15 protein-coding genes are annotated in these 22,613 nt (G+C 72.7%); 11 read left to right on the forward strand and 4 right to left on the reverse strand.

What is annotated here, in order from left to right; translation table 11 throughout:
* Positions 1-258 precede the first annotated feature (258 nt).
* The 6 genes from ABZ928_RS37905 (at position 259) to ABZ928_RS37930 (ending at position 10,924) form a co-directional block, all read left to right on the forward strand.
* On the forward strand, positions 259-1,737 hold the full coding sequence (locus ABZ928_RS37905; protein WP_361529120.1) for an acyl-CoA carboxylase subunit beta: 1,479 nt from the start codon (positions 259-261) through the stop codon (positions 1,735-1,737).
* A 47-nt stretch (positions 1,738-1,784) separates the two neighbouring features.
* Positions 1,785-3,569 (forward strand): fatty acyl-AMP ligase, encoded by a 1,785-nt coding sequence (locus ABZ928_RS37910; RefSeq protein ID WP_361528940.1) that lies wholly within the window; start codon positions 1,785-1,787, stop codon positions 3,567-3,569.
* Complete coding sequence (locus tag ABZ928_RS37915; RefSeq protein ID WP_361528943.1) at positions 3,566-7,675, forward strand: beta-ketoacyl synthase N-terminal-like domain-containing protein; 4,110 nt, start codon at positions 3,566-3,568, stop codon at positions 7,673-7,675. The genes ABZ928_RS37910 and ABZ928_RS37915 overlap by 4 nt, the downstream gene beginning before the upstream one ends.
* Positions 7,676-7,697: 22 nt before the next feature.
* Positions 7,698-8,774, forward strand: a complete 1,077-nt coding sequence (locus ABZ928_RS37920; protein WP_361528946.1) for an alpha/beta hydrolase family protein — start codon at positions 7,698-7,700, stop codon at positions 8,772-8,774.
* 122 nt (positions 8,775-8,896) lie between these two features.
* On the forward strand, positions 8,897-10,132 hold the full coding sequence (locus ABZ928_RS37925; protein WP_361528949.1) for a helix-turn-helix domain-containing protein: 1,236 nt from the start codon (positions 8,897-8,899) through the stop codon (positions 10,130-10,132).
* A gap of 150 nt (positions 10,133-10,282) precedes the next feature.
* Positions 10,283-10,924, forward strand: coding sequence for a cutinase family protein (locus tag ABZ928_RS37930; protein WP_361528952.1), 642 nt, complete (start codon positions 10,283-10,285; stop codon positions 10,922-10,924).
* An 81-nt stretch (positions 10,925-11,005) separates the two neighbouring features.
* On the opposite strand, the gene ABZ928_RS37935 is transcribed toward ABZ928_RS37930, so the two are convergent.
* Both ABZ928_RS37935 and ABZ928_RS37940 read right to left on the reverse strand, forming a co-directional pair.
* The gene (locus tag ABZ928_RS37935; protein WP_361528955.1) at positions 11,006-12,742 is read right to left on the reverse strand and encodes a hypothetical protein; all 1,737 of its coding nucleotides are present in this window, start codon (positions 12,740-12,742) and stop codon (positions 11,006-11,008) included.
* A gap of 194 nt (positions 12,743-12,936) precedes the next feature.
* A complete protein-coding gene (locus tag ABZ928_RS37940; protein WP_361528958.1) occupies positions 12,937-13,293 on the reverse strand; it encodes a hypothetical protein in 357 nt (118 codons plus the stop codon).
* A 234-nt stretch (positions 13,294-13,527) separates the two neighbouring features.
* Between ABZ928_RS37940 and ABZ928_RS37945 the strand changes: the two genes are divergently transcribed.
* Positions 13,528-15,039 (forward strand): FG-GAP and VCBS repeat-containing protein, encoded by a 1,512-nt coding sequence (locus ABZ928_RS37945; protein WP_361528961.1) that lies wholly within the window; start codon positions 13,528-13,530, stop codon positions 15,037-15,039.
* 51 nt (positions 15,040-15,090) lie between these two features.
* On the opposite strand, the gene ABZ928_RS37950 is transcribed toward ABZ928_RS37945, so the two are convergent.
* On the reverse strand, positions 15,091-16,473 hold the full coding sequence (locus ABZ928_RS37950) for a diacylglycerol kinase family protein (protein ID WP_361528964.1): 1,383 nt from the start codon (positions 16,471-16,473) through the stop codon (positions 15,091-15,093).
* A 64-nt stretch (positions 16,474-16,537) separates the two neighbouring features.
* Between ABZ928_RS37950 and ABZ928_RS37955 the strand changes: the two genes are divergently transcribed.
* The 4 genes from ABZ928_RS37955 to ABZ928_RS37970 all read left to right on the forward strand — a co-directional run bounded on the left by ABZ928_RS37955 (position 16,538) and on the right by ABZ928_RS37970 (position 21,382).
* Positions 16,538-17,026: a hypothetical protein gene (locus tag ABZ928_RS37955; RefSeq protein ID WP_361528967.1), complete on the forward strand. Its 489-nt coding sequence runs from the start codon at positions 16,538-16,540 to the stop codon at positions 17,024-17,026.
* 4 nt (positions 17,027-17,030) lie between these two features.
* A complete protein-coding gene (gene denD / locus ABZ928_RS37960) occupies positions 17,031-18,035 on the forward strand; it encodes a D-erythronate dehydrogenase (RefSeq protein WP_361528970.1) in 1,005 nt (334 codons plus the stop codon).
* Positions 18,036-18,243: 208 nt separating this feature from the next.
* On the forward strand, positions 18,244-18,447 hold the full coding sequence (locus ABZ928_RS37965; protein WP_037622929.1) for a cold-shock protein: 204 nt from the start codon (positions 18,244-18,246) through the stop codon (positions 18,445-18,447).
* 157 nt (positions 18,448-18,604) lie between these two features.
* Complete coding sequence (locus ABZ928_RS37970) at positions 18,605-21,382, forward strand: choice-of-anchor Q domain-containing protein (RefSeq protein WP_361528973.1); 2,778 nt, start codon at positions 18,605-18,607, stop codon at positions 21,380-21,382.
* Between the two features lie 23 nt (positions 21,383-21,405).
* Here ABZ928_RS37970 and ABZ928_RS37975 read toward each other — a convergent pair whose 3' ends face one another.
* Positions 21,406-22,605 (reverse strand): cytochrome P450, encoded by a 1,200-nt coding sequence (locus ABZ928_RS37975; protein WP_361528976.1) that lies wholly within the window; start codon positions 22,603-22,605, stop codon positions 21,406-21,408.
* Positions 22,606-22,613: the final 8 nt, after the last annotated feature.

Here is a 22,613-nt window from a genome sequence, read left to right on the forward strand (position 1 = left end):
CCCCGCAGGACTCATCTCCCGCACACAGAAAGGTGATTGACCCGGCGCACCCCTCCGGCGCTGCCATATTCGGAAGCCACTTCGGAGGTGGCCATGACACTAGAGGTGGAGACAACCAGGGCGAGGCCGAGGGGGGAGACGGGGGAGGGGACGGCCGGTCCGGTGCCGGAGCCCGTTGCCGACCGAACGGCCGACCGAACCGCCAACCGAACGGCCGACCGAACCGCTGACCGCATCACCGCACTGGAGAGCCGCCGGATGCGGGCGGCCGTCCCCAACGGGCCCAGGAGGCGCGGGGAGTACGGCGCGCGCGAGCGGATCGATCTGCTGCTGGACGCGGGCTCGTTCACCGAGACGGGCCTGTTCGTGCGGGCCCGGTCCACCGGAGACGGTGCCGGCAGACCGTACGGCGACGGGGTGGTCACCGGGTACGGCACGATCGACGGCCGGCCCGTCTGCGTCTTCGCCCAGGACTCCACGGTGTTCGGCGGCAGCATGGGCGAGGCCTTCGGGGAGAAGACCATCGCGCTGATGGACCTCGCCCTGAAGACCGGCTGCCCGGTGATCGGCCTCAACGACGGCGGCGGCGCCCGCATCCAGGAAGGCGTCACCTCGCTCGCCCTCTACGCGGAGCTGGTGCGCCGCAACGTGCGGGCGTCCGGGGTGATCCCGCAGATCTCGGTCGTCCTGGGCCCCTGCGCCGGCGGGGCCGCGTACTCGCCGGCCATCACCGACTTCACCGTGATGGTGGACGGTGCCTCGCACATGTTCGTCACCGGGCCCGACGTCATCCGGACGGTCACCGGCGAACACACCAGCGCCGAGGAACTGGGCGGCGCCCGCACCAGCAACACCGTCAACGGCAACGCCCACTTCCTCGCCGCCGACGAGGTCAACGCCCTCGACACCGTACGCGACCTGCTGTCCTACCTGCCCGCCAACAACCTGGACCGGCCCCCGCAGTACGCACCGGGAGCCGCGCCCGCCGGGCTCTGTCTCGACACGGTGGTACCGGACCGGCTCGGCCAGGCCTACGACATGCGGGACGTCCTGCGCGCGGTCGTCGACGACGGCGATCTCCTGGAGGTGCAGGAACTCTTCGCCCCCAACATCATCTGCGCGCTGGCCCTCGTCGAGGGAGCCGCCGTCGGGGTCGTCGCCAACCAGCCGCTGCACGCCGCCGGAGTCCTCGACATCGACGCCTCCGAGAAGGCCGCACGGTTCGTACGGTTCTGCGACGCGTTCGGCATCCCCCTGCTGACCTTCGCCGACGTCCCCGGCTATCTCTCCGGCGTCCGCCAGGAACAGGCCGGCATCATCCGGCGCGGCGCCAAACTCCTGTACGCGTACGCCGAGGCGACCGTCCCCAAGGTCACCGTCGTGGTGCGCAAGGCGTACGGCGGCGGGTACGCCGTGATGGGCTCCAAACACCTCGGCGCCGACATCAACCTCGCCTGGCCCACCGCCCGCATCGCCGTCATGGGCGCCGAGGGCGCGGTCGGCGTCCTGCACCGCCGCGAACTCGCCGCCGCCACCGACCCCGAGGCGCTGCGGTCCCGTCTCGTCACCGCGTACGAGAGCACGTACGGCACCCCGTACCTCGCCGCCGAGCGCGGCTACATCGACGCCGTCATCGCCCCGCGCGACACCCGCGCCCACATCTGCCGAGCCCTGCGCGCACTGCGCGGCAAGCGCGCCCCGACGCCGGAACGCCGCCACGGCAACATCCCGCTCTGACCGGTCCGACCGCCAACCACCCCCGCGCCGTGAGGAACCCACCCCCCATGGACAACCGCCGCCCCGCACTCGCGCCCGCGTTCCGGACCCTCCCGGAGTACGTACGGCACTGGGCCGAGACCACCCCCGACCGCAGAGCACTCACCTTCGTCGACCATCCCGCGCCGAACTCCCGTGGCGTCCACCGCACGTTGACCTGGCGCCGACTGGACCTGCGGATACGGGCCGTGGCCGCCCGGCTCGCCGCCGAGACGGAGCCCGGGTCGCGGGTCGCGCTCCTGTGTCCGCAGGGGACGGACTATGTCACCGCCTTCCTCGGGGCGCTCGCCGCCGGGCTGGTGGCCGTACCGCTGTATCCGCCGGGACTGCCGGGGCAGGGCGACCGGCTCTCGGCGGTCCTGACCGACGCGAGCCCGTCTGTCGTGGTGACGACCAGTCATCACCTTGCTGAGGTAAGCGAGTTATGCGCGAATGCACAGACGAAGGTCATCGCCGTGGACCAGGTGCCCGATGCCGCCGCCGACGGCTGGCGGGCATCCGTGCCGCCCGACGCCGAGGCGGTCGCGTATCTCCAGTACACCTCCGGCTCGACCCGTACACCCGCCGGGGTGGAGATCACCCACGCCAACGTCGTCGCCAACGCCCGCCAGGCACTGGCCGCTTACGGTGCCGACACCCACCCGGTGACCTGCGTCGGCTGGCTGCCGCTGTACCACGACATGGGGCTCGTGCTGAGTGTCGCGGCGCCGGTGGTGCGGGGGCTGCTGTCGGTGCTCATGGATCCGGTGGCGTTTCTGCACGAGCCGGTGCGCTGGCTGCGGCTGCTCGCCACGCACCAGCGCGCGCTCAGTGCGGCGCCCAACTTCGCGTATGACTACTGCGCTTCGACGGTCACCGAGGCACAGAAGGCCGACCTGCGGCTGGACGGCGTGTTCGCCCTGATCAACGGCAGCGAGCCGGTCCGTGCGGGTACGGCGGACCGTTTTCACGGTGCGTTCGCCGCGCAGGGAGTCGTCCCGGAGACGCACTGTCCGTCGTACGGGCTGGCCGAGGCGACCGTCTTCGTCAGTGCCGCACGACCCGGGAAGCCGTTCGGCCGCTTCGCGCTCGACCGTGACGCCCTGGCCGCCGGAAAGGCGCTGCCCGCGCGGCCCGACGATCCGAGAGCCGTGCTGCTGGTCGGCTGCGGCACACCGGCGGGTCAGCGGGTGCGGATCGTCGATCCGGTGACGCGGGTCGCGCTGGAGGAGGGGGAGGTCGGCGAGATCTGGGTCCAGGGTCCCAACGTGGGGCGGGGCTACCGGAATCAGGAGCGCGAGACCCAGGGCGTCTTCGGAGCCGTATTCGCCGATGCCGATGCCGATGCCGATGCGGGTGCGGGTGCCGCGACCGGGCGCGGCGGGACATGGCTGCGCACCGGCGACCTGGGGACCGTCCTGGACGGGCAGTTGGTCGTCACCGGGCGGCTGAAGGACCTCATCGTCGTCGACGGACGCAACCACTACCCGCAGGACGTCGAGGCCACCGCCCAGGACGCGCATCCGGCCGTACGACGCGACCGGCTCGCCGCGTTCGGCGTCCAGGGCGGCTCCGGGGAACGGGTGGTCGTCGTCGCGGAGCACGTACGGAACGTGCCCCTCGCCGACATCGACGTACCGGCCCTCGTACGGACCGTGCGTGCGGCCGTCTCCGCCCGGCACGGGCTGCGGCTCTCCGACGTGGTGCTCGTCGCGCCGGGCACGGTGCCGCGTACCTCCAGCGGAAAGGTGTCCCGGGCGCTGACCCGGGAGCGCTACCTCGCGGGCGCCTATGCGGCCGGGGCCGTGGGATGAGGGTCGCGGGCGTGGGAGAAGGTGAGCTGCGGCGGCTGATCGCCGAGAGAGTGGCCGGCTGGAGCGGGATCGCGGTCGGGGAGGTGCCGATGGACCTGCCGCTCGCGGATCTCGGGATGTCCTCGCGGGACGCGGTCGCGCTGGCGGGGGAGTTGGCCCGGGCCACAGGGCTCGACCTGCCGGCGACGCTGCTGTGGGAGGCGGCCACGGGGGATGCGCTGGTGGCGCGGGTGTGCGGTGCGGCGGCGGACGCCGCTCCGGAGGCCGATGCGGCCCCTGCGCCAACGGCCCCCGTACCCGAGTCCGCCGATCCGATCGCGGTCGTCGGGGTCGGCTGCCGGCTCCCCGGGGGCGTGCACGGCCCGGCGGACTATTGGCGGTTGCTGCTCGACGGCGTCGACGCGATTCGGCGGGTCCCGGAGGACCGGTGGCGGGACTTCACGCCGTATCCGCCCGCCGACGCGCTCCCGTACGGCGGCTATCTGGACGACATCGCCGGGTTCGACGCGGACTTCTTCCGCATCACTCCGCGCGAGGCCGTGGTGATGGACCCGCAGCAGCGGATGCTCCTGGAGGTGGTTCAGGAGACCCTCGATCACGCCGCTGTCCCGGCCGCGTCCCTCGCCGGAACCTCTACCGGAGTCTTCGTGGGGGTCTCGGCTCCCGAGTACGGCCAGCTCACGGGTGCCGAGCCCGAGGCCGTCGACCCGTGGGCTCCGGCGGGCGGGGCGTTGAGCGTGGCGGCGGGACGGGTGGCGTACGTCCTGGACACGCGTGGGCCGAGCATGGCCGTCGACACCGCGTGTTCGTCGTCGCTGGTCGCGGTGCACCACGCGTGTGTCAGCCTGCGCACGGGCGAGAGCGACCTGGCGATCGCCGCCGGGGTGAATGTGCTGCTCTCACCCACGGTGACGGTCGCGTTCCGGCGGGCGGGGGCCCTCGCGCCCGACGGGCGGTGCAAGCCGTTCTCGGCGGCGGCCGACGGCATCGGCCGCGGCGAAGGCTGCGCGGCCGTACTGCTGAAGCGGCTGTCCGACGCCGAGCGGGACGGCGACCGCGTCCTCGCCGTCATCCGCGCCACCGCCGTCAACTCCGACGGACGCTCCAACGGCCTCCTGGCCCCCAACCCGGCCGCCCAGCAAGCCCTGTTGGCGACGGCCTACGTGCGCGCCGGACTCACCCCCGCGCACATCGACCACGTCGAGGCCCACGGCACCGGCACCCCGCTCGGCGACCCGATCGAGGCGGGCGCGCTCGGCGCCGTGCTCGGCACCGGCCGCGACCCCGACCAGCCGCTGCTCCTGGGCTCGGTCAAGGGCAACCTCGGCCACCTGGAGTCCGCCGCGGGCATCGCCGGTCTGGTGAAGACGGTGCTCGCCCTCCACCACGACCGCATCCCGCCCTCGCTGCACTGCGCCGAAGGCAGCGCCCTGGACGACGACACACGGCTGCGGGTCGTGACGGAGGCCGAACCCTGGCCCCGCTACGGCGGTACGGCCACCGCCGGCGTCTCCGGATTCGGGTTCGGCGGCACCAACGCCCATGCCGTACTGGAGGAATGGCGCCCCGGCGCCTTCCTCCCGCCCCCGGCCGAGGAACCCCCCGCCCGCCTCCACCTCCTCTCCGACGCAGACACCGCCCGGATCCGTGACACCGCGGGCCGGCTGGCGGACTGGCTCGGCACGCCCGAGGGAAGTGCCACGCACCCCGCCGACACGGCCCGCACGCTCGCCGGACGGACGGGGCGGGGGCCGGCACGAGCCGCGATCGTCGCCGGTGACCGCGCCGAACTGGCAGATGGATTACGTGCGGTGGCGGCGGGACGACCGCATCCGCGCGTCAGCACCGGGGAACGGGATCTCGTCGGGCGCGGCCCGGTGTGGGTCTTCTCCGGGTACGGCAGCCAGTGGGCCGGCATGGGACGGCGGCTGCTGGTCGAGGAACCGGCCTTCGCCGCGGCCGTGGAGAAACTCGACGGGCAACTGGCCCCCGAGTGGGGGTTCTCCCTCGCCGAGCACCTGGCCACTGGCGGCGACCTCGACCGTCTTGAAGTCGCCCAACCTGTGCTCTTCGGACTTCAGTTGGCGTTGGCCGAGCTGTGGCGGGCGTACGGTGTCGAGCCCGTCGCCGTCATCGGCCACTCCCTGGGCGAGGTCGCCGCCGCGGTGTGCGCGGGCGGGCTGGACGTGTCGGACGCGGCCCGCGTGGTCGCCGTACGGGCCCGGCTGCTCAGCGGACTGCGGGGCGGGTCGATGGCGGTGGTCGACCTCGACGACAGTGAACTCGGCGCGCTGGCACGGGACTTCCCCGGTGTCCATGTCGCCGTGCACTCCTCGCCCGGCCAGAAGGTGGTCACCGGGGAGGATGCCGCTGTGTCCCGGCTCGTGCACCGGCTGGAGGGGGAGGGGCGGGTCGCGCGCGCGATGCGGGTGGTCGGGGCCGGGCACTCCCCTCAAGTGGAGCCGCTGCTGGCCGAGTTGGCCGACTCCCTGGCGGGCATCCGGGGCGGGCGGCCCCGTATCCCCGTCTACTCCACCGTGCTGGACGACCCGCGAGGCGACTGCGTCTTCGACGCCGCGCACTGGGTCGCCAACCTGCGGTGGCCCGTACGCCTGGACCGGGCCGTCGCCGCTGCCGCCGCCGACGGCCACACCGCCTTCGTCGAAATCTCCCCGCACCCGGTCCTCGCCAGGGCCATCACGGACACCGCCCCCGGCTCCCTCGCCCTCGGCACCCTCCACCGCGATGCCGACAGCTCCGCCGACTTCCTGACCCGGCTCGGCACGCTCCACACCGCCGGGGTACGCCTGCCGTTGCCGCCCGGCCGCGTCGCCGATCTGCCCAGGCCGCGGTGGCGGCATGTGCGGCATTGGTGGACCGATGGGCGGGCTCAGGCGCGGGGGCTGGGGGTGGGGCGGGCAGGGGGAGCGCTTGCGCCGGGAGGGGGTCACGCCGCAACGGGAGACCTCGCGGCGCCGGACACCTCGGTCTCCGCCCGCCTCTGCCATCACATCGCCGCCGTCACCGGGCACCCGCCGACTCGCATCACCCCGGCCACGGCCTACGCCGAGTTGGGCCTGGACTCCCTGATGGCTCTGCGTATCCGCGCCGCCCTGGAAGGGGAGTTCGGCATCGAACTGCCCCTGCGCGACCTGCTGGGCGCCACGAATGTGGAGGACACGGCCCTCCGCATCGAGCAGGCGTTGCAGGGGAGTGCGCCGGCGGCCGAAGGCGTCCGGACGCCACCGGCCGGCCTGAGCTCCCCGCTCTCATCCCCCCTCACCGCCGGCCCCCGAACTCCCCTTCACCCGCTGCACCCCACCGGCCCTCACCCTCCGCTCTTCCTGGTCCACGCCGCCGGCGGCACGACCGACGTCTACCGGCCCCTCGTCGAACGCCTCGGCGGGGACCGGCCGGTGTACGGGCTGGAACGGCTCGAAGAGGCGCGCACGGTCGGCGAGAAAGCGCGCCGGTACGCGGAAGTGGTGGCCGCCGCCCACCCCGACGGGCCTTGTCTGCTGGGCGGTTGGTCATTCGGCGGGTTCGTCGCGCAGGAGGCGGCGCGGCAACTCGCCGCGGCGGGGCGGGATGTGGAGCTGGTGGTGCTCATGGACTCCGTACGGCCGCTGGCCCACATCACGGATACACCGGCCGACCGGATCCGCGCTCACTTCACCGGCTTTGCCCGTCACGTCGCCGAGACGTACGGAGTCCAACTGAAGCTGCCGTACGACGAGTTGGTCGCCTCGGAAGACGACGCCGAGCGCATCGACACCGTACTGCGGGCCCTGCGCGAGGCGGCCGACGTGCCGCGGGCCGCTCTCGAACACCAGCGGTCCTCCTATCTGGACCTGCGGATCGGCGAGGCCCACCGGCCGGGCCGCCATGACGGGCCGGTGCTCCTGTATCGGGCCACCGACCCCGCCCCGCACACCGTGCGCGACCCCGCCTACGAACGGGACGACGCGTCGCTCGGGTGGGACGAGGTGTGCCCGGACCTCTCCGTCGTCCGGGTCGCGGGACACCATCTGTCGCTGCTCGACCCGCCGCATGTCGATGAGATCGCCGCCCATCTGCGGCGGGTGCTCGCGAAGCACCACCGCTGAACCCGATCCGAGGAGAGCCGCCATGCTCGATCGCAGCACCGGGATGACCCCAAGCGCCGATGGGCCGTCCCCCGACACCACCGGACCAACCCGACGCGCAGTCACCAGAGCGGCCGCCGTCACCGGCCTGGCCGCTCTCTTCAGTGCCGCAGCCACAGCCGCAGCCGCAGCCACAGCCACCGGGACAGCCACGGCCGAGGCGGCCACCCACTCGACGTCCAGGCGCCGGACCACCACCAGCCAAACAGCGACCGCCGCCCCCAGCGTCACCCAACTCGGCCCCCGTACCCTCGACGTCTCCCTCCCCTCCACCGCCCTCGGCCGCACCGGCCCGGTGCGCGTGATCCTCCCCGCCTCCTTCGCCACGGAGCCGAGTCGGACGTACCCCGTGCTGTATCTCCTCCATGGTGCCCACGACGACTACACGTCATGGACCCGGGAGACGGACATCGAGGCGTTCACGGAGGGCCGCGAGCTGATCGTGGCGATGCCGGACGCGGGGCCGACCGGGATACCCACCGCGTGGCGGGACGGGCCGGACTACGAGACGTTCCAGCTCACCGAGGTCCCGGCGCTGCTCGGCCGGGACTACCGGGCGTCCGGGGTGCGGGTCGTCGCCGGGGTCTCCACCGGCGGCTACGGGGCGATGGCGCACGCGGCACGGCACCCGGGGATGTTCGCGGCGGCGGCCTCGTACAGCGGCATCCTCGACACCAGGGCACCCGGCGTGCCCGCCCTGATGAACGCCATCGTGGCCCGCGAGAACCTGGCGCCGCTGTCGCTGTGGGGCAACCCGGTCCTGAACCTGCTCACTTGGCGGGACTTCAACCCGCGGGACCGGGCGGCGGGGCTGCGCGGCACCGCGCTGTACGTGTCCAGTGGCAGCGGGGTGGTGGGCGGGTCCGGTGACTGGCTGCCGGAGGCGCTGGAGAGCGCGCTGTGGCCGTCGGCGCACGCGTTCACCGACACGCTCGCCCTGCTGCGTGTCCCGGTGACGACCCACTACTACGCGGGCGGAGGGCACAGCTGGGCCTACTGGAAGCGGGAGTTCGGTGTGTCGTGGCCGATGCTCGCCGGTGCGCTGGGGGTGCCGGAGTGAGGCCGGTGCCGTCGGGGCACGGAACGGAGCGCAGGGGACGTCCGTCCAACCCAGGACTTGTCCCTCGCCCCACGGGCACCAGCTCGCGGGTGAGCCGCTTCCGGGTGAAAGGAGGGCCTGCCGTGGCCGCCCCCACCCCGCCGCCCGACGTACCGGACGGGCGCCGCGCCACCCCCGTACCCCCCGAACTGGCCAAGCTGTTGCGCGACCAGCTGGAGGCCGTCGCCGACGAGGTGGAGGAGGAGGTACGCCGTCAGGTCCCGGAGTACGCCGGGCCCGCCGACGGGCCGTACCGCATGCATCTGAGAGCCGGGGTCGTGCAGGCGCTGACCCTGTTCGTCGACCACATCGCCGATCCGCGCGGCCAGAGCGCCGCGATCACCGCCACGTACTACGAACTCGGTCGCGGGGTGGCCTTGGAGGGGCGGGCCCTGGAGGCGTTGCAGTCCGCGTTACGGGTCGGGGGGCTGCACGCCTGGCGGTTGATGGGGCGTACGGCGGAGCAGCTCGGCCTGGACTCCGCGGTGGTGTCCGCGCTGGGCGAGCTCGCCTTCCGGACGGTCCACGAGGTCGCCGAGGCGGCCGCCGCCGGATACGCCGAGGCGCAGCTGCGCCGCGGGGACGAGCTGGAGCGGCGGCGCAGACGGCTGCTCGATCTGCTGCTCGGGGAGGGGCCGGTGGCGGCGGAGGCGGTGCAGGACCTCGCGCACGGGGCCCGGTGGTCGGTGCCCGGGCAGGTCGCGGTGGTCGCGCTGGCGGCGAGCGCGGACCTGCGGGACGCGGACCGGCCGCTGGCGGTGGCGGGGGCGCTGGTGGACATGGAGTCGCGGCCGCCGCGGATGCTGGTGCCCGACCCGGACGGTTCCGGCCGTTTCGGCGGCCGGGCGTTCACGCTCGCGCTGCGCGGGCGGCCCGCCGCGATCGGTCCGACGGTCCCGCTCGCCGAGGCCGCCCGGTCGCTGCACTGGGCGACCCGGGCGCTCGGCCTGATGGGGCGTGGCATTCTGCCCCGGCAGGGCGTGGTGCGCTGCGCCGAGCATCTGTCGACGCTGCTGCTGCACGGCGACGAACCGATGCTCGCCCAGCTCAGGTCACGGGTGCTGGCCCCGCTGGACACGGTCGCGGAGGGGGCGCGCGGCCGGCTCGCGGAGACCCTGCTGGCGTGGCTGCTGAGCGGCAGCAACGTGCCCGACGTCGCCGCCCGCCTCCACGTCCACCCGCAGACGGTCCGCTACCGGCTGCGCCAGCTGGAGAAGCTCTTCGGTGCCGCCCTGCACGACCCGGGCACCCGTTTGGACCTCATCCTCGCCCTGCGCGCTGAGGAATTGCGGGACGACGAGGACCCGTTCACCGCATAGGCAATCCGGCCCAGGGAATCCGACTCACCTTCGCACAAAAATACGGGGGTTTCCTGAATTCCCGTCCATCACACCCGGCACGACAACGCGAATACGTTCGGGATGTCCTTTCCGCAGGCGCTTTGTGCGCCCCACCCTCAAAGGATCCCCATGCGTATCCGCTTGTCTCTCGCCGCACTCTCTCTGGTCGGCGGGGCCGGACTGGCCACCGTCTCGGTCCCCTCGGCCACGGCCGCGGCCTGCACGGACATCGACGTCGTCGCGGCACGCGGCACCTTCGAGCCGGGCACACTCGGCTTCATCGTCGGCGACCCCGTGTATTCCGCGCTCCAGAGGAAAATCACCGGCAAATCACTGTCCAGCTATCGGGTGGACTACCCAGCGGACCTTTCCCCCACCTCCGCCGCACAGGGCAACACGAACCTGGTGAACCACGTGAACAGCCAGGCCGCTTCCTGTCCGAACCAGCGTTTCATTCTCGTCGGCTATTCGCAGGGCGCGAACGTCGTCGACAACTCCATCGGCATCAGCAGCGCGGGCGCGGTGGTCGGCAGCCCGATCGTGGCCACCATCCCCGCCGCGCTCGAACCCAAGGTCGCCGCGGTGCTGCTGTTCGGCAACCCGATCCGCGCCCTCGGCAAGAGCGTCACCGGCACCTACCAGAGCCGCACCATCGACTTCTGCGCGACCGGTGACCCGATCTGCCAGAGCGGCGGCGGCGATGTGGGCGCCCACCTCGGCTACACCGCGAACGCCGACGCGGCGGCGGCCTTCGCCGCGACCAAGGTCTGAGCCACCACCGAACCACCGCCACGACGGCGAAGGGTCCGGGAGGGAACATCCTCCCGGACCCTTCTTCCGTGGGGGGAATGGCTAGTTGGGGTGACTGAGGTCGCGCGCGAACTGCGTGAGGCTCGTGGAGACGGGCTCGGGGCGGCCGTTGTTCTGGGCGGCCGCGGCGGTGAGTACGTCCAGGTGCTGGTAGCCGTCGGCGATCACGGGGTCGAGGTCCGCCGGAACACGGCCCTCGAGCAGTCCGTCGCCCGCGAGGACGGTGAGCGTCGGGTGGGCGGTCAGCCCGTCCGGGTGGACGACGAGACGCTTCACCTGGGGCGAACCGGCGAGTTCGAGGTCGGTGACCAGCTTGGTCGGGAAGTACTGCTCGGTGAAGTCCAGCGGCTGCTCGCCCATGCTGCGGGCCAGCTCCTGGATGTCGGTGACCTCCTTGCCCGCGTCGGTGAACGGCGTCCCGTCGGCCGACCGGTACCCGGGGTCGTCCGGGGCGCCGACGCGGTCGTAGTTCCGCCAGGTGTAGAGCGGACCGTCCGGCTGGTCGGGGATGGCCTTGTACTCGCTGCCGAACAGCGCCGGCTGCCCCGCGCCGCCGTTGGCGACGGGGAAGTTCTTGTCGACGACCGGCCCGCCGTCGAAGAAGCCGACACTGCTCTGGAGGAACGCCAGCGGTACGGACTGGTCGTCCATCAGCGCGCCGAGGACCGCCTCGTTGGTGAGCCGGAAGTCCTTCACCGAGGGGGAGCCGCTGAGGAAGGTGGCGGTGTCCTCGGAGAACAGGAAGCGGTTGGTGACGTCGATGTCGGTGTCGGCCGGCAGATAGCGCGGCAGGTCCGCCTCACCGCCCGGGTCCCGCAAGGCGCCCAGGCCGGCGATGGCCAGCAGGGTCATCGTCTCGGGGTTCAGGAGCACCGGCGCGGACAGGGCGCGCGACAGCACCCCGCTGTCGAGTCCGGCCTGGACGACGCCGTAACCGAGGCCCACGTCCGGGAGGTTGGTGTCCTGCGGGAAGCTGCCGCTCAGATCGGCGAGCGAGGTGGAGACGGTGGTGTCGAGCGCGAAGTAGCCGGCGCACTGGTGGTGTCCGGCGTCCGCCGTGGTGGCCGGGTCGCCGTCGAAGTCGGCGGTCGCGAAGTACCCGGTGATCACCCCGCCCAGGGAGTGCCCGCCGCACAGCACCTTCTCCTCGCGCACGCGCTGGTCGGGCAACTCGGCGGCGAGCAGCTCGTACTCGTCGCGTACGGTCCGCTCGATACCGAGCCTCGCCATCCACCCCAGGTCGCCGTTGCCGACGAACCCGTCGAAGGTACGGCCCTCGACCGCCTTGTTCCGGTAGTAGTAGTCGACCGCCGTGTGCTGGTCGCCCGAGGCCACACCGGTGCGGTCCTCCAGACAGTTGGAACGCCGGTCCAGAGCCCAGAACTCGATGTGCCGCCCCGACTCGGCCGCACGGGCGACCGTGTTGCGGGCGACGCTGTCGAAGGCTCCGGCACCTTCCAGGATCCCCGGCTGGGCCACGAGGATCCGGTCGGCGCCGGCCGAGTCCGCCGGTCCGTCGGCGGCCCGGTAGCGCAGATACGACAGCCAGTCGCATGCCGCCGGACGCGCCCCGAAGGACGCCGGCAGCGGCGCCCGCACCCGCACCAGCGTCTCGGTCACCCCGGTGACGGGACTGGTCGACGCCACGACCGTCTCGGTCCGCGCGTTCTCGCCCCGGGCGTCCGGGGCGGCCCCGGTGAACGCCCCCGCGGTCAGCAGCACCGCCAGCGCGACACTCCGCGCCCGAAGGGCCTTTCCTCTGGTGCGGCTCGTGTCCATGAGGGGACGGTAGGACCGCGCAACCGCCCCGACCGCCCCATGCTCACAACAACGCAGCTCCGGTCAGCATCTTTGTCACGAGGCACCAACTGCTCCTGCGGTGCCCCGAGTCGGAGAGCCGAGCGCCCGATCGGCCGCATGATCAGGTGCCTGTTGGGTTGCCTGGTGGGTTGCCTGACCGGTCGAGTGCGCGGTCAGCCGAAGGCGTCGGTCATGCAGTCCCTCCAGCAGTCGGCGTCCTCAAAGCGCCGGCGCAGGGCCGCGGTTGCCTCCTCCCGCCCCACAGCGGCGTACCCGTAGTGCCGGCACGCCACCCTGGTCACGTCCGCGACCGTGACGATGGCCGGTTCGCCCCGGGTGGCCCGGCGGCGCGCCTCGGCGATCGCCATGTCCGCGGCACGGCGCAGGTTCCGGGAACGGTCCCGGACCGCGGCCTCCTCGGCCCGCTTCACCGACAGCGGACGCAGGACCCGCCCACGCCAGACACAGCCGACGGCGACCAGGACCAGGCCGAGGGCCGCGAACAGGAGTCCGCCGGGGTCGTAACGCATCCGCACAGTCTCCAGCACTCGCCTGCCCTTGTGCCGCCGACCCTCGCCTATAGCGGTCAGTCGAGAACCCCAGCGGCACCGGCCGGCAACGTGTCGACGCTCCGCAACAGTTGTCACCGGTGTGTCACAGCCCTCCGCGGCCCCACAACTCGGGCCGGGCCACCCGTGTCGAACTCCGCGTCGGACCGGACCAGCCGACTGACGGACCATCAACCTTCCACGGGGGAAACAGACATGAGCTCCACCGAGCGCACCACCCGCCGCACCACGAAGTCGGCCGTCGCCGCCGCCTCCTTCCTGCTGCTGACGGGAGCCGGCATCCTGGCCGCGCCCACCGCGTTCGCGGGCGTCCCCGGCGGCAGCTCCGCCGTCGACCGCAACAGCGACTTCAACGGCGACGGCTACACCGACCTCGTCACCGGCGCCCCGGACGGCACCGTCGACGGCAAGGAAGGCGCCGGATACGTCACCGTGCAGTACGGCGCCCCGAACGGCATCGGCACCAACACCACCGTGCCCAAGGGCCGCGTCCAGATCGTCAGCCAGTCCACCAAGGGCGTACCCGGAACCTCCGAGTTCGGCGACCGCTTCGGACAGGCGATCGCCACCGGCGACCTCGACGGCGACGGCTACGACGACCTGGTCGTCGGCGCGCCCGGCGAGGACGAGGGCACCGTCGAGGACGCGGGCCGGGTGAGCGTCCTGTACGGATCCGCGCAGGGCCTGGACACCGGGCGCACGGCCGGCGTCACCGCCGCGAAGCCGACCGCCGACGCACGCTTCGGCCTGTCGGTGGCCGCCGCGAGGTTCTCCGGCGACATCGACGGCGACCAGCTCACCGTGCTCGACCAGCAGGGCCTGAACGTCTTCACCTACCACGCCGGCGTCCTGCGCCAGGTCGGCACCCCGCACTCCACCGGCCACACCCTCCAGGGCGCCTACCTGACCACCGGCGACTACGACAGCGACGGCTTCGCCGACCTCGTCGTCTCCGGATACAGCCCCGACGACGACTACACCAAGGGCTGGTCCGCCCTCTACACCGGCGGCACCGAGAGCCTGACGTACAGCCGCGACCTGCACGGCGGCCTGGGCACCGCCTCCGGCGACATCAACGGCGACGGCTACGACGACCTCGTCGTCGGCCAGCGCAGCGGCGTGGACGAGACGACGGGCGAGGCGGAGGCGCCCGGCGGCCTGATCGGTGTCTACTACGGCGGCGAGGACGGGCCTTCCGGCGCCGAGGGCCCCGGCAGCGTCGCCCCGGAGTGGTGGTCGCAGAACTCCCCGGACGTCCCCGGCGCGGGAGAGCTCCACGACTCCTGGGGCAACGACCTCTCGGTGGCCGACGTCGACGGCGACGGCTTCGCCGACGTGGCCGTCGGCGCGCCCGGCGAGGACGCGGACGGCGAGCCCGGCGCGGGCGGGGTGTGGCTGCTGCGCGGCACGCAGACGGGGCTGACCGGCACCGGCGCCCAGTACTTCGACCAGAACACCCCCGGCATCCCCGGCGCCGCCGAGGCCGGCGACGGGTGGGGCGCCCAGGTCCGGCTGGTGGACACGGACGGCGACAGCCGCTCCGAGCTCGTGGCCGCCGCACCCGACGAGAACACCGGCGACGGCGCCGTCTGGATCCTGCCCGCGAGCGGGAACGGACTCCTCGCCGACGGCTCCCGGTCCTACGGGGCCGCCGCGCTCGGCGGCACCGCCGGCGGCGCCCACTTCGGGTCGGTGATCGACGAATAGAGACGGGTGGAGCGTCGCCGACGTACGGGGGCCGCGCCGCACATATGCGTACTAGCCGTGGCGGGAGGCGGCCGTACGCCCCACCGTCGCCGCCAGTTTTCGCAACCGGCGCCAGTCCAGACGGGGTTGGCGTCGTGCCGTCCCCGGCCGCTTGCGAGGGACGCGGACGGTGAGCGCGCCGGGGGCGATGCGGCAGTGCACCGGTGAGGGAAGGACGAGGGCCTCGCCGTCCAGGCCCACCTCCACCTCCGTACCGTCGGCTTCGACGACGACTTCGCGGGCGGTCAGGACGGTGAGCGCGGCGGGGTCCGGGTCGAACAGGAGCGCGGCGGCGTCGGCGGCGCTGTCCACGCGCACGCCGAGGACGCCGAGAGCTCCGGTGTCGAGCCGGTCGCGACGCCCGAACTCGAAGGGGTCGCCGGTCCGGTAGGGGTTGTTGCTGATCAGGACCGCCTGGGGTGAGTCGAGGGCGGTGTCTCCCACGCGCGCGACGAGCCGCGCACCTTGCTGGCCGGTGAGGAGGTCGGGCAGTAGCTCCAGGCTGGTGCCGATCTTGTCGTCGCGGTAGGAGGGGCTCTGCACGATCGCCGCGTACGCGCCGAAGGAGGCGTTGTTGACGAAGGGGCGGTCACCGGCGAAGCCGAGGTCGACGCGGAGTTCGACGCCGTCGCTGAGCGCGTCGAGGCAGGCGGCGGGATCCTCGCGGTCGAGTCCGAGGTCCAGGGCGAAGTGGTTGCGGGTGCCGGCGCTGATCACGAGAAACGGCAGGCCGTGCTCGGCGGCGACGGCCGCGACCAGCGCCTGCGTCCCGTCGCCGCCCGCGGCACCGAGCAGATCAGCGCCTTCCGCGACAGCCTCCCGGGCCAGCGCCGTGACGTCCTGCCGGTTGTCCGGATCGAGCAGCACGACCCGCGCGCCGAGCCGCTCGGCCTTCTCCTTGAGCCCGAACCGGTCCACCTTGCCGCCGCCCGAGCGCGGATTCATGATCAGGAACGGCCGCCGCGGCGGAGGCGTACGCCGCTCCTTCGCCCGAACCCGATGGCCGGCGGTCCCGCGCAGCGCGTACCGCCCGCTCCACACCGCCAGACCCCACAGCGCCAACGACACCGGCAGAGCCCAGAAGAGCGTGGCGGCGAACAGCGCGATGAGCCCGGCGGGAACGGCCACGGCCAGCACACCCGCCGCCCACCGCAACGGCCCCCGCAGCGTCAGCGTCCACCACACCGCCGCCGCGGCGAGCCCCAGACCGACGGCGCCGCCCACCAGAAGCAGCACACCGTCCAGGCCGCCGTAACCGAGGGGCACCAGGACAGCCAGGACCGCCGCGGCCAGCGCCACCCTGGCCGCCCACGCCTGCCCTCGATAGGCCCGCCCGCTCACATCCACGGCCCTCTGTCTCCTCTCATGTGATTCATAAGATCCTGTAGGTCTCATACGATCCTGTAGGGCCGAACTCTGGCAGATTCCGCACGACTTCGATCCGGAGGGGGCAGCCGGGATGGACTCGGAGGTCGTCGTCGCGGCGAGTGCCGTGGTGATCGCCGTGGCCTCGCTCGCCGTCTCGGTGTACGAGGTGCGCGCGACACGGCAGCACAACCGCCACTCGGTGCGCCCCATCCTTCAGTTGCAGCGGACCATGTCCGAGGGGCACAAGGCGGGCATCAGGCTCATCAACGCCGGTCTCGGCCCGGCCGTCGTCGTCGGCAGTACCTTGACGGTCGACGGCACGGTCGTCGGTGCGTGGAACAAGGCCGGCGCGGACCGGGCCCGCGAGGGGCTCGCCGTATGGCCCTACGCGATGACCTTCACCGAGACACAGACGATCGCCACCACCTACGAGGAGTTCCTGCTGAGCGTGGAGACGTACGATCCCCAGGCGCACGCCGAGTTCATCGATCTGATAACCCGGCGTCTGCGCCTGGAGATCCGCTACGAGTCCCTCTACGGCGGAGAGAACTATCGAGTGGTCCTGCGCCCCCGGGAGTGATGGGATGCGAGTTGTCGTGACGGGGGCGTCCGGGTTCATCGGACGCCTGTTGGTGAGGGAACTCCTGCGGACGAGGCGCTTCGCCGCGGCACCGATCACCAGGCTGGTGCTGGTGGACCGTGTCGCCTGCCCCGATGGCCCGACGGTCGCGGATCCGCTTGTGCGGACGGTGGACGGCGATCTGACCGACCGTCTCGCCGAGGTGTTCGCGGAACCGGTGGGCGTGGTGTTCCATCTCGCGGCCGCCGTCTCCGCCGAGTGCGAGGCCGACTTCGACCTCGGCATGCGTGTCAACGTGGACGCCACTCGTGCGCTGCTGGAGGCGGCGCGGGCGCAGTCGGCGAGCGGCGGGCCGGTGGCGCGGGTGGTGTTCAGCAGCAGCCTCGCCGTCTACGGCCGACCACCCACGGGGGAGTACCGGGAAGCGGTCAGCGAAGCGACGCTGCCGGCACCGCGATCGAGCTACGGCACACAGAAGTTGATGTGCGAGCACCTCATCGCGGACATGACCCGCCGCGGCCTCGTCGACGGGCGCGTGGCCCGGCTGATGACCGTCGCGGTCCGGCCGGGCAGGCCGAACGCGGCCGCGTCCGGTTTCGTCTCCGGGATCATCCGCGAGCCGCTCGCGGGGCAGCCGGCCGTCTGCCCGGTCACCCCCGAGCTGAAGGTGGCGCTGGCCTCACCGCGCACCACGATCCAAGCGCTGCTGCGGATCGCGGAAGCCGAGGGCGGCAGCGGACCGGGACGAGTGGAGGGCGCGGCGCCGGTCAACGTGCCCGCGCTGACCGTCTCGGTGGCCGACATGCTCGCCACGCTGCGGAGAGTGGCGGGCCCTGCCGTCGCCGACCTCGTGACCGTCGTCCCTGACCCGGCGGTGGAAGCCGTCGTGGGCTCCTGGCCCGCGGTCTTCGACAACCGCCGCGCCGCGGGGCTGGGGTTGTTGCCCGACACGAGCTTCGAGTCGGTGGTGGAGGACTATGTCGCCGGACGAGCTACGTGTCCGCCTTGAGTCCACCAACTGGCCTCGCCCGGTTCGCAGTTGTTGTCGTCGCTCTCTGGTGATGATCCCCTCCGCCGTGTAGCGTCTCTGCCAGCTGTCGTGGTTCGCAGTACCTGCCCGCGCTCCGGTGCGGGCGTTTTGCTGTGCAGTACCGGACCAGGGCGATCACCTCCAGGACCGCGCGGTGCGGTTCTGACATCGACTGAGAGGTACCAGCATGGCCAGCGGAACCGTCAAGTGGTTCAACGCGGAAAAGGGCTTCGGCTTCATCGCCCAGGACGGCGGCGGCCCCGACGTCTTCGCGCACTACTCCAACATCAACGCCACCGGCTTCCGTGAGCTCCAGGAAGGCCAGGCGGTGACCTTCGACATCACCCAGGGCCAGAAGGGCCCGCAGGCGGAGAACATCACCCCCGCCTGATCCGGGGCCGGTCCTCGCCCTGAGGGCCCTCACGAACTCCCGCGCGGCGCCCCGGCGTTGATGACGCCGGGGCGCCGCGCAGCTTGACCGAACGCCACAGCGCCCATAGACACTGAAGAATGGCCCGCAGCCGACGCCCACCGGTGAAGACGTTGAAGTGACCACCCAAGGCACCCCGTCGCGGCGCCGCGCCGGCTTACGAGCCAGGGTCGTGGCCGCCGCCGTGCTGCTCGCCGCCGCGTCGGTGGCGTGGCCTACGGCCGCGTCCGCGGCGGCGCCGCTCACCCTCGTGGTGGACCGCACGGCCGACGAGCCCGACACCAATCCGGGCGACGGCATGTGCCAGGCGGTCAGCGGCGGTTGCACCCTGCGGGCGGCCGTCGAGGAAGCGAACGCCAACCCCGGGCACGACCGGGTGACCTTCCCGCCGCTGTCGCTCGTGCACAAGGGCGAGAAGCTGCGGCTGACCCGGACCGGGGCCGGCGAGGACCAGGGGTACACCGGGGACCTGGACATCACCGACGATCTGACCGTCGTCGGGAACGGCGCCCGCCGGACGATCGTCAACGGTGGCGGAGCCGCCGTCGGGGACCGGGTCTTCGACGTCGATCCGGCCGGCGCCGGCATCGTGGTCAGGCTGTCCGGCCTCACCGTGACCGGCGGCACCGTGAACGGCGCGGGCGGTGGCGTCCGCACCCGAGGGGATCTCCGGCTCGACGCCGGCACGCTGGTCGGCAACTCGGCCGTCGGCAACGGCGGCGGCCTCGCCGTCGAGTCGCCGACGGCGCGTGCCGAGCTCACCACGGTGACGGTCCAGGACAACGAGACGCAGCGCAACGGCGGCGGCATCTCCAATCGCGGCACGCTGCTGACCAGCCGCACGGTCGTGGCCGCCAACCGCGCGGCGGGCGACTCCGGCGGCATCTTCACCGGCGGCATCGCGCGCCTGTCCAGCACGACCATCAGCGGCAACCGGGCCTCGGGCAGCGGTGGCGGACTGCCCGCCGGAGCGATGCTGACCAGCGGCAACAGCGTCCTGGAGAACGTCACCGTCAGCGGCAACACCGGTGATCCGGGCGGCCTGCTCGTCGGCGGTCCGACCACTCTGACCAACGTCACCATCGCGCACAACACCGGCGGCATCTTCAACCTCCCCGCCGCCGGCGGAAGCGTACGGGCCGTCAACACCATCGTCGCGGACAGCCCGTTCGTGCCCGGCGTGAACTGCTACGGGCCGATCATGTCCCAGGGCCACAACCTGGAGGACAGCGCGAGCTGCGGCTTCACCGCCACCGGCGATCTTCAGCACGCCAACGCGGGCCTCGCCCCGCTGGCGTACTCGATCGGGCCGACCCGCACCCACGCCGTCGCGGCGACCAGTGCCGCCGTCGACGCCGGAGACCCGGCCCGCTGTCCCGCCGCCGACCAGCGGGGCGTTTCGCGACCCCAGGGCAGCGGTTGCGACATCGGGGCCTACGAACGCCAGGCGGACACGTTCGTGGTCAACAGTCCCGTCGACGACGTCGACGCCGCACCCGGGGACGGCATCTGCGAGACCGCCGTCCCCGCACAGTGCACGCTGCGGGCCGCCGTCATGGAGACCAACGCCCTTCGCGGCCCGGACCGGATCCGCATCGAGCCGGCCCGGATCCCGTTGACCATCCCGGGGGCCGGGGAGGACGCGGCCGCCACCGGCGATCTGGACGTCACGGACGACCTGACCGTCATCGGTCGCGGGCACGCCGCGACCGTGGTCGGCGGAGTCGGCCGACGGCTGCGCGACCGGGTCTGGCACGTCCTCGGCAGCGGCCGCCCCGGCGTCAGCGTGATGTTCGAGGGCCTGACGGTCGAGAACGGCAACCCCGCCACCGGCGACGGCGGGAACCTCATGATTGGCGACTCCCTCGAACCGGCGCCGCCGCGTGCGGTCCTGCACGACGTCGAGGTGCGCGACGGCACGCTCGGCGGGCTCTCGCACGGCGGCGACATCGCCAACAACGGCGACCTGGAGATCACCGACGCGACCGTACGCGGTGGACGAGCGAGTTCCGGCGGCGGCCTGTCCGGCGGCCTGGCCTCGACCACGACCCTGACCGACGTCACTGTCGCCGCCGGCACGGCCACCGACGTGGGCGGCGGCGTCTGGCTGGGCGTCGACGCGTACGCCGACCTGCTCCGCACGCGGATCGCCGGCAACCGGGCCGCCGATGACGGCGGGGGCATCTGGCACACCGGCACCCTGCGCCTCGCCGAGTCGACCCTCACCCGGAACACCGCGGGGCGCTGGGGCGGCGGACTGGCCGCCGGCCTCGACGCCACGACCGACGTCACGGCGAGCACGGTGGAGTCGAACACCGCCGGGGTCGGCGGTGGCGTGTTCAATCTGGGCGTCATGCGGGTGACCGGCAGCACGTTCACCGGCAACGACGCTCTCGCGTCCGGCGGTGGCGCGATCAACACCGGGTCGGGCTCCCTGAGCCTGCGGACCAGCACGATCAGCGCGAACACCGGCAACCTGTCCGGCGGCGGCCTCCGCGTCGTCAGCGGGACCCTGACGGTGACCGCCACGACCCTGCACGCGAACACGGCCGCCACGGGCAACAGCATCGCCAACGGCGGCGGCACGGCCACCGTCGGCGACACCGTGCTCGACGGAGCTGCGGCCAACTGCGCCGGAGCCCTGACCTCGACGGGCCACAATCTCGACCGCGGTGTCACCTGCGGCCTCACCGGGCCGGGCGACCTCAGCGGCCAGGACCCGCTCCTGGGCCCGCTCACGGCAGCCGGCGGGCCGACCGCCACCCACGACCTGCTCGCCGGCAGCCCCGCCCGCGACGCCGGGTCCACCGCCCCGGCCTGCACCGGCCCCGACCAGCGCGGCACCCCCAGACCGCAGGGACCGGCCTGCGACATCGGCGCCGTCGAGATGCCCTAGTTCCCGCGATCGGCGTCCGCGGCTCAGCGGGTGAGGAGGGTCAGGGTCTTCACTCCCGTCATGTCCGCCGTGGGCAGGAACGTGGGCGGGTTGTCCTCGTCCACGCGCAGGACGGGGAAGCGCTCGAGCAGGATGTCGAGCGCGATCCGCCCCTCCAGACGGGCCAGCGGGGCGCCGATGCAGAAGTGGATGCCGCGCCCGAACCCGAGGTGCGGATTGGGGCTGCGGTCGGGGTCGAACATGTCCGGCCGCTCGAAGACCCGCTCGTCGCGGTTGGCGGCACCAATGCGCACCGCGATCAGCCGGTCCTTCGGAATCCGCTGCCCCGCGATCTCCACATCGCCCATGGTCGCCCGGTACAGGGTCGAGATCGGGGTCAGATACCGCAGCGACTCCTCGATGACGGCCGGCAGGAGCGAGCGGTCCGCGCGCAGGCGGGCGTCGACACCCGGCTCCGCGTCCAGGCACAGGAGCGTGTTGCCGAGCAGCATCGTGGTGGTGATGTGCCCGGCGAGGAGCAGCACGTTGGCGAAGGTCGCCACCTCGGTGGTGGTCAGGCGCTGCCCGTCGACCTCGGCCTCGACCAGCTGGGTCAGCAGATCTTCGCGGGGCGTGTGCCGGCGTTCCTCCGCGTGGCCGCGCAGGTAGTCCCGCAACTTCGCCGCGAGTGCCAGGCCTTCCTCGATCTCGCGCCGCTGCTCCTCGGTGGGGTTGAGGGACACCTCGCCGTCACCGTCGTAGATCTTCTCCACCCAGCCCTTGAACATGTCCCGTTCACTGGCGGGCACCCCGAGGAGCTCGGCGATGACGATCACCGGCAGTTGGTAGGCGAGAGCCGACACGAGTTCGATCCTGTCGTCGCCCGCCACGGCGTCGAGGAGTTCATGGGCGAGGGCGGCGATCCGCGGCTCCAGGTCGGCGACCGTCTTCGGTGTGAAGGCACGGTTGACGAGCCTGCGCAGCTTGCTGTGGAACGGCGGGTCCATCTGGACGGGATTCCCGTCGAACGCGTCGCCGAAGTCCACGTCCGCCTCCGCGGCGTACAACCGCGCGGTGTTCGACGAGTAGGTCGCCGGATCCTCCAGGATCGCGAGCGTCTCGGGGTGACCGTGGACGTTCCACAGCCCGGACGCCTCGTCCAGCCAGACGATCTCGTCAGGGGTGTTGCCGTGCAGCCAGAAGCGGCTCTCGTCCAGTCCCCACTTGGTGGCGAGGGTGGTCATAGTCGTTC

This window comes from Streptomyces sp. NPDC046909 (genome assembly GCF_040644695.1).
In the GTDB taxonomy this organism is placed as follows: Bacteria; Actinomycetota; Actinomycetes; order Streptomycetales; family Streptomycetaceae; genus Streptomyces.